Source organism: Variovorax sp. SG517 (assembly GCF_013376045.1).
In the GTDB taxonomy this organism is placed as follows: domain Bacteria; phylum Pseudomonadota; class Gammaproteobacteria; order Burkholderiales; family Burkholderiaceae_C; genus Variovorax.
In genome coordinates this window covers 223,010-229,602 of sequence record NZ_JABMJG010000012.1, presented here as the reverse complement: position 1 = coordinate 229,602, position 6,593 = coordinate 223,010, and the positions used below count along the sequence as shown (strand labels likewise).

The 6,593-nt window shown below is 67.4% G+C and carries 9 protein-coding genes; 6 read left to right on the top strand and 3 right to left on the bottom strand.

Annotation, left to right across the window (positions count from 1 at the left end; genetic code table 11):
• The first annotated feature begins 444 nt into the window (after nucleotides 1-444).
• From FHT32_RS30775 to map, 3 genes are all read left to right on the top strand, one after another.
• Nucleotides 445-1,707: an MFS transporter gene (locus FHT32_RS30775; protein WP_256099223.1), complete on the top strand. Its 1,263-nt coding sequence runs from the start codon at nucleotides 445-447 to the stop codon at nucleotides 1,705-1,707.
• A gap of 76 nt (nucleotides 1,708-1,783) precedes the next feature.
• On the top strand, nucleotides 1,784-2,041 hold the full coding sequence (locus FHT32_RS30770) for a ParD-like family protein (RefSeq protein ID WP_176668334.1): 258 nt from the start codon (nucleotides 1,784-1,786) through the stop codon (nucleotides 2,039-2,041).
• Nucleotides 2,041-2,832, top strand: coding sequence for a type I methionyl aminopeptidase (gene map / locus FHT32_RS30765; RefSeq protein WP_176668333.1), 792 nt, complete (start codon nucleotides 2,041-2,043; stop codon nucleotides 2,830-2,832). The genes FHT32_RS30770 and map overlap by 1 nt, the downstream gene beginning before the upstream one ends.
• Here the strand turns inward: map and FHT32_RS30760 are convergent.
• A complete protein-coding gene (locus tag FHT32_RS30760) occupies nucleotides 2,817-3,257 on the bottom strand; it encodes a GFA family protein (protein WP_176668332.1) in 441 nt (146 codons plus the stop codon). The genes map and FHT32_RS30760 overlap by 16 nt on opposite strands.
• Before the next feature lie 109 nt (nucleotides 3,258-3,366).
• On the opposite strand from FHT32_RS30760, the gene FHT32_RS30755 reads away from it, so the two are divergent.
• Nucleotides 3,367-3,657, top strand: a complete 291-nt coding sequence (locus FHT32_RS30755; RefSeq protein ID WP_176668331.1) for a DUF1330 domain-containing protein — start codon at nucleotides 3,367-3,369, stop codon at nucleotides 3,655-3,657.
• An 82-nt stretch (nucleotides 3,658-3,739) separates the two neighbouring features.
• Here FHT32_RS30755 and FHT32_RS30750 read toward each other — a convergent pair whose 3' ends face one another.
• The gene (locus FHT32_RS30750; RefSeq protein ID WP_176668330.1) at nucleotides 3,740-4,396 is read right to left on the bottom strand and encodes a dihydrofolate reductase family protein; all 657 of its coding nucleotides are present in this window, start codon (nucleotides 4,394-4,396) and stop codon (nucleotides 3,740-3,742) included.
• A 221-nt stretch (nucleotides 4,397-4,617) separates the two neighbouring features.
• Here FHT32_RS30750 and FHT32_RS30745 point away from each other — a divergent pair, with 221 nt between their 5' ends.
• Both FHT32_RS30745 and FHT32_RS30740 read left to right on the top strand, forming a co-directional pair.
• Complete coding sequence (locus FHT32_RS30745; protein ID WP_176668329.1) at nucleotides 4,618-5,019, top strand: RidA family protein; 402 nt, start codon at nucleotides 4,618-4,620, stop codon at nucleotides 5,017-5,019.
• Between the two features lie 38 nt (nucleotides 5,020-5,057).
• Nucleotides 5,058-5,408, top strand: a complete 351-nt coding sequence (locus FHT32_RS30740) for a nuclear transport factor 2 family protein (protein ID WP_176668328.1) — start codon at nucleotides 5,058-5,060, stop codon at nucleotides 5,406-5,408.
• Nucleotides 5,409-5,451: 43 nt separating this feature from the next.
• Here the strand turns inward: FHT32_RS30740 and FHT32_RS30735 are convergent, their stop codons facing one another.
• Entirely contained in the window at nucleotides 5,452-6,576 is a 1,125-nt protein-coding gene (locus FHT32_RS30735) for a 3-deoxy-7-phosphoheptulonate synthase (RefSeq protein ID WP_218088479.1), read from the bottom strand.
• Nucleotides 6,577-6,593 lie beyond the last annotated feature (17 nt).

Sequence of the window (6,593 nt, the reverse complement as noted above, 5' to 3'; positions counted from 1 at the left end):
AGCTTGAACTTCTCGTCGTACTTCGCCATGAAAAACACCCCAAGGATTGGATCGGTGTCCAACTTTTGGGGTGCAGTTCACCTGCGGCGGCTTTCGTCGCAGGATGTCAGCGGGCTTCCAAACCCGGCCCCGCTCATCACGAGGCGGAGGGCAATGTAAGCGGTGCCGATGGCGAGCGTCAAGGTTGGCCCCACAGCGCGCATTCCAAAGCGCCTTTTGGCCTGATACGATGCCCGTCCCCGGGAAAACAGCCTCCCGGGCTGCAAAGCAAGACGGTCTCCCGTCCAAGCGCTGGTGACTCACAACGGAGTTTTCCGTGGACACCGCCTTGCCCTGCGCCCCACCCGCATCTTTCGCATCTTTCGCACCCGTCCAGCTGCCCCATAGGCAGCCCCGGCTCAGCGGGAAACGCCCCGATCGACTGCAGCCTTCCCACGCCGCAGCATGAGCACCTCTTCCATGCCCCGCTCGCGCTCCGGCCTCATGCGCCTGCTGCCCTCCGGGGTCGATCCGGGCGCCCTGCCCCTGCTCATCGCGCGAGGGCTTCGCGCCTTCGCCGACGGCTACATGGCCGTGCTGCTGCCGGCGTACCTGCTGTCGATCGGGCTCGGAACGCTGGAAGTCGGCATCGTCAGTACGGCAACGATGCTGGGCTCGGCGCTCGCGACGCTCGCGGTCGGTGCCTGGGGCTATCGCTTCGCGGCGGGGCGGCTGCTTCGCGGCGCGGCCCTGCTGATGGCCGCGACCGGCATCGGCTTCGCGGGACTCTCCTCGTTCTGGCCGTTGCTGGTCGTGGCGCTGGTCGGCACGCTCAACCCCAGCTCGGGTGACGTCAGCGTGTTCCTTCCCCTGGAGCACGCCCGGCTGGCCGGCGCGGCGCAAGGCCATGCGCGGACCGCGCTCTTCGCCCGCTACAGCCTGCTCGGCGCCTTGTGCGCAGCGCTGGGCGCGCTGGCCGCGGCAGTGCCGGACTGGCTGGTGCGGCACACAGGGTTCGGTCGGCTCGACGCGCTGCGCGGGATGTTCGTGGTCTACGCCGCGATCGGGCTGGCCGTCTTCTGGCTCTACCGGAACCTGCCCGCGCATTCGGGCGCCGGCAGCGCCGACAGCCTGCCGGTTGCGCCCGCGCCTCTGGGGCCCTCGCGCCGCGTGGTGATGCGACTGGCGGCGCTCTTCAGCGTCGACGCCTTCGCGGGCGGGCTCACGGTCAATGCGCTGATGTCGCTGTGGCTGCTGGAGCGGTTCGGCTTCTCGCTGACCCAGGCCGGCGTGTTCTTCTTCTGGACAGGTCTGCTGGGCGCGGCATCGCAGCTGGCGGCGCCCGTGGTTGCGCAGCGCATCGGGCTGCTCAACACGATGGTCTTCACGCACCTGCCGGCCAACGTCTGCCTCGTGCTCGCCGCGCTGGCGCCGAGCCTGCCCGTGGCGCTGGGCCTGCTGATGATCCGCAGCTCGCTGTCTTCGATGGACGTGCCCACGCGAACGGCCTATGTGATGGCGGTGGTGACGCCGGCCGAACGCAGCGCGGCCGCGAGCTTCACCGCCGTGCCGCGAAGCCTGGCCGCGGCCATCAGCCCGACGATCAGCGGCGCGCTGTTCGCGGCCGGATGGATCTCGCTGCCGCTCATCGCGTGCGGGCTGCTGAAGATCACCTACGACCTCGCGCTCTGGCGCGCCATGCGGCGGGATCGCCTGGAGGGGGACTAGCCGCGCGATGCCTCACGACGGCGTTGGAACATACGAAACATATATACTTCGCTTACGTTTCATACAAGGCCAACTGATGGGCATCGTCAAGATCTCCGACCTCATGCACGAAAACCTGCGCGTGGCAGGCAACGCCCTGGGCAGGTCCATCAACGGCCAGGCCGAGCACTGGATGCGCGTCGGCATGCTGGCCGAACTGCACCCGGAGCTGGACCACCGGGAAATCTGCCAGCTGCTGATACAGGCCGAACTCTCGGGCGGCCTGGACATCGTCGCCGCGGCCACGGCCGAGCCTGCGAAAGCCCGGTCGTCTTCTTCTGCAGGAAAACGCTGATGGCACGCGGCATCGTCATCAAGTCGGCCGAGCAGATCGAAATGGCGCGGCGCGCCGGCAGGCTGGCCGCGGAGGTGCTGGGCATGATCGAGCCCCACGTCGTGCCCGGCGTGAGCACCGAAGAGCTCGACCGGATCTGCAACGACTACATCGTGAACGTGCAGGGCACCGTTCCAGCCAACGTGGGGTACCTGGGGTATCCCAAGACCATCCTCACCTCCGTCAACGAGGTGGTGTGCCACGGCATTCCCTCGCCCGGCAAGATTTTGAAGAAGGGCGACATCGTCAACATCGACGTCGCCGTCATCAAGGACGGCTGGTTCGGCGACACCAGCCGCATGTTCTTCGTGGGAGAGCCCAGCCAGCTGGCCCGGCGCCTGGTGGAGACCACGTACGAGGCCATGCTGGCCGGCATCCGCGAGGTCAGGCCCGGAGCGACTCTCGGCGATGTGGGCCATGCCATCCAGTCGGTTGCCCATCGCGAGCATTTCAGCGTGGTGCGCGAATACTGCGGGCACGGCATCGGGCAGGTCTACCACGAGGACCTGCAGGTGCTGCACTTCGGCCGGCGCGGCGAAGGGCTCAGGCTGGTGCCGGGGATGATCTTCACCATCGAGCCGATGCTCAACGCCGGCAGGAGCGAGACCCGGCAGTTGTCCGACGGCTGGACGGTGGTCACGAAGGACCGCTCGCTGTCGGCCCAGTGGGAACACATGGTGGCCGTGACGCCCGAGGGCTACGAGGTGCTCACGCCATGGCCCGGGGGCACGGGGACTTATCCGTCGGTCTGATCGCGAGGCCTGGTGCCCTGGCCGGCACCGGGAGGCAGCGTCTCGTATCGAGGCAGCGAGTCCGTGATCTCGAACCACGGCGCCTTCGACCCGACGAACACGTGGCACAGCGGCCTGACCTGCGGGTCATCGTCGAGCACGCCGAGTGCCACGCCGTAGACATCGGGCTTCACGTCGAACTTGCTGATGAGGCTGGAGCCGCACACCGAGCAGAACCCGCGGTATTCGCCGGGTGACGACTCGTAGAAGCGGACCAGTTCTTCGCCCCTGCTCCAGCGGAACTCCTTCGCCAGCACCTTGGCCCGCGCGCGGAAGGCGGTGCCATGCGCCTTCCGGCACATCGCGCAATGGCAGTAGAGCGGGTCTTTCAGCGCGCCGTCGATCTCGAACGCCACGCCTTGGCAGAGACAGCTTCCTCTGAGCATCGATCGGACTCCTTCAGACAGTTCAGGCATGGGGCTTTCTGCTCATGGCCCTGATGCGCTCGCGGTGTCCGCTTTATATTGCTCGCCCAACAACCGGAGTGAAACCCCCATGGCAAAAGCCTATTGGATCAGCGCATACCGCGCCATCAAGGACGCCGACAAGCTCGCGGCCTACGCAAAGCTGGCGGCACCCGCCATCACCGCCGGCGGCGGTCGCTTCCTGGCACGCGGCCTGCCGGCCAAGGTCTACGAGCACGGCCTTGCCGAGCGCACCACGCTGATCGAGTTCGACAGCGTCGAGCAAGCCACGACCGTGCACGACAGCCCCGCGTACCAGGCGGCGCTTGCGGCCCTGGGAGACGGTGCGGAGCGGGATATGCGGATCGTCGAAGGGGCCTGAACGGGCTGATGACCGCCTGATGGCAGCCTGATAGCTGCGAGGAGGGCCGCTCGTTGCACCAGTTGGCAGGCCCGCCCCGCCGTCAGGCCGCCTTGCGCCGCAGGAACACGTGCGTGGCGCGCTCGCCCGCCACCTGCCGTTCGCAGCTGTAGCCCAGCGCCGGCAGATCCAGGCCCGCGAACAGCGCTTCGCCCTTGCCCAGCAGCACCGGCCGCACGGCCAGGTGCAGTTCGTCGATCAGGCCGGCCTTCAGGTATTCGCGCACGGTGGCCGCGCCGCCGCCCAGGCGCACATCGCGGCCACCCGCGGCGGCTCGTGCCTGCGCCAGCGCATCGTGGATGCCGCCGGTGACGAAGTGGAAGGTCGTGCCGCCTTTCATTGCCAGCGGTGCGCGGGCGTGGTGGGTCAGCACGAAGACCGGCACGTGGTACGGGGGCTCGTCGCCCCACCAGCCTTTCCAGCTCTCGTCGGGCCAGGGGCCGCGCACCGGCCCGAACATGTTGCGCCCGAGGATCCAGGCGCCCATCTCGGCGAAGCCCTGCTCGGCCATCTCGTTGTCGACGCCGGTCTCGCCGTTGGTCTCGCCCGTCTTCTGCATCTGCTGCCAGACGCGCGTGGGAAAGAACCAGTTCATGAGTTCGGGGCCGCGGACGCCCAGCGGGTGCTCCAGGCTCTGGTCGGGGCCGGCTGCGAAACCGTCGAGCGAAACGCCGAAGCTGCGCACGAGCAATCGGGTCATGGGTTTTGTCTCCTGCAGGAAGCGGGGCTGCAGTTTAGACCTTGCGGTTCCGTCCCCGCCAATCGGCTTGCGACTGCCTGATCGATTGTTTGGGCTCGCCAAATTGTGATTGCCGGCATTGCCTGTTTATCGGCGCACATCCGATCACTAGAGTACAGATCACGCAGAAGGAAAACCGCCTTCGCCAATCAATCGACCAACCAACCGTTCAAAGGACTGCCATGACCCGCCCCGAATTCTTTGTCACCCCTGGATATGGGCCCGCCCTGCACGAGGCGCTGCACTACTCGCAAGCCGTGAAGATCGGCGACCGTGTCGAGATCTCAGGCCAGGGCGGCTGGAACGACGAGATGCAATTTCCCGAATCGATCGAGGAAGAGATCGCCCAGGCGTTCCGCAACGTCGAGAAGACACTGGCGACCGCCGGCGCGCACTGGGGCCATGTCGTGCATGTGAACACGTATCACGTCGGAGGATTTCCTCCCGAGGTGAACCGGACCATCGCGCGGTTGTACCGCCAGTACATGCCGGACCATGCGCCCATCTGGACCGAGGTGGGCGTCGCTGAACTGGCGGCGCCGGCGATGCGGTTCGAGATGCGCGTCACTGCCGTGATCCACTGATCGCCCTCCTGGGCTCCACGCACAAAGGAGACACCGTAATGCCCGAAGACAACAAGACAGTCCTCGCGAACGCCAACGCCGCGATCATGAAGGGCGACTTCGAAGGGTTCCTGAAGTACTGCACCGAAGACGCCGTCTGGAACTTCGTGGGCGACACGATCCTGCGGGGCAAGCAGGCCGTTCGTGAGTGGATGGCCGTGGCGTACAAGGAGCCGCCCCGCTTCCAGGTCCACCAGATGATCGGCGACGGCGACTTCGTTGCGGCGCTCGGCGAGATCACCCTGCCCGACCAGGAGGGCAACGCGCGGTCTCATGCGTACTGCGACGTCTGGCGGTTCCGCGACGGCAAGATGGCCGAGCTGCGGGCTTTCGTCGTGCTCGCCCGGTAGAGAGCGTCCGCGATGGCGCAGCGCGCCATCGATCGCAGCCTCGTCAGCCCTTCGACAACTTCCGCCGCGCCTTCACCGCCGAGGCCAGCCCCTCCAGCACCGGCACCGTCTGCGAGAAGCCGATGCAGGCATCGGTGATCGAAACGCCGTGCTTCGGCGCGACGCCGGGCTTCAGGTCCTGCCGCCCTTCTTCCAGGTGGCTCTCGATCATGATGCCGGTGATGCGGCTTTCGCCGCCGGCGATCTGCGCCGCCACGTCCTCGGCGACCACGATCTGCCGCTGGTGCTGCTTGCTGCTGTTGCCGTGCGAGACGTCGATCATCACCTGGGGCCGCAGGCCGCTAGCCGCCAGGGTGTCGCAGCAGGCCGCAACGTCCGCGGCCGAATAGTTGGGCGCCTTGCCGCCGCGCAGGATCACGTGGCAGTCGTCGTTGCCGCGGGTCTCGAAGATCGCGGCCATGCCCATCTTGGTCATGCCCATGAAGGCATGCGGCGCGCGGGCCGCAAGAATGGCGTCGGCCGCGACCTTGATGCTGCCGTCGGTGCCGTTCTTGAAGCCCACCGGGCAGCTCAGGCCCGACGCCAGCTGCCGGTGGCTCTGGCTCTCGGTGGTGCGCGCGCCGATGGCGCCCCAGGCGATCAGGTCGGCAATGAACTGCGGGCTCAGCAGGTCGAGGAACTCGGTGCCGGTCGGCAGGCCCAGGGTGGTCAGCTCCAGCAGCAGGCGCCGCGCGCGCTCCAGGCCTTCGTTGATCGCGAAGCTGCCGTCCAGGTGCGGGTCGTTGATGTAGCCCTTCCAGCCGACGGTGGTGCGCGGCTTCTCGAAGTAGGCGCGCATGACGATGAGCAGGTCGTCCTGCAGGGAGTCGGCCACCTTCTTCAGGCGCTGCGCGTACTCGATGGCCTGGTCGTGGTCATGGATGGAGCATGGGCCGACCACCACGACCAGCCGGTCGTCGCGGCCGTGCAGCACGTCGGCAATGGCGGCGCGGCTGCCCTCGACCAGCGCCAGCGTGTTGTCGCGGACGGGCACGCGCTCCTGCAGCAGCGCCGGGGTGATGAGCGGACGGACGGCGCCGATGCGCACGTCGTCGATGCGGGTGGTGTCGAGGGTGCTGTCGCGGGAGCCGATTTCGGCGTCGTGGAGGGGGTCGTCGAGGCGGGACATGGTCGTGGCTGTGTTCG

Bases quoted from the DNA above. Each gene is read 5' to 3' on its own strand.
- FHT32_RS30775 (WP_256099223.1), top strand. From the start codon at position 445: ATGAGCACCTCTTCCATGCCCCGCTCGCGCTCCGGCCTCATGCGCCTG.
- FHT32_RS30770 (WP_176668334.1), top strand. From the start codon at position 1,784: ATGGGCATCGTCAAGATCTCCGACCTCATGCACGAAAACCTGCGCGTG.
- map (WP_176668333.1), top strand. From the start codon at position 2,041: ATGGCACGCGGCATCGTCATCAAGTCGGCCGAGCAGATCGAAATGGCG.
- FHT32_RS30760 (WP_176668332.1), bottom strand. From the start codon at position 3,257: ATGCTCAGAGGAAGCTGTCTCTGCCAAGGCGTGGCGTTCGAGATCGAC.
- FHT32_RS30755 (WP_176668331.1), top strand. From the start codon at position 3,367: ATGGCAAAAGCCTATTGGATCAGCGCATACCGCGCCATCAAGGACGCC.
- FHT32_RS30750 (WP_176668330.1), bottom strand. From the start codon at position 4,396: ATGACCCGATTGCTCGTGCGCAGCTTCGGCGTTTCGCTCGACGGTTTC.
- FHT32_RS30745 (WP_176668329.1), top strand. From the start codon at position 4,618: ATGACCCGCCCCGAATTCTTTGTCACCCCTGGATATGGGCCCGCCCTG.
- FHT32_RS30740 (WP_176668328.1), top strand. From the start codon at position 5,058: ATGCCCGAAGACAACAAGACAGTCCTCGCGAACGCCAACGCCGCGATC.
- FHT32_RS30735 (WP_218088479.1), bottom strand. From the start codon at position 6,576: ATGTCCCGCCTCGACGACCCCCTCCACGACGCCGAAATCGGCTCCCGC.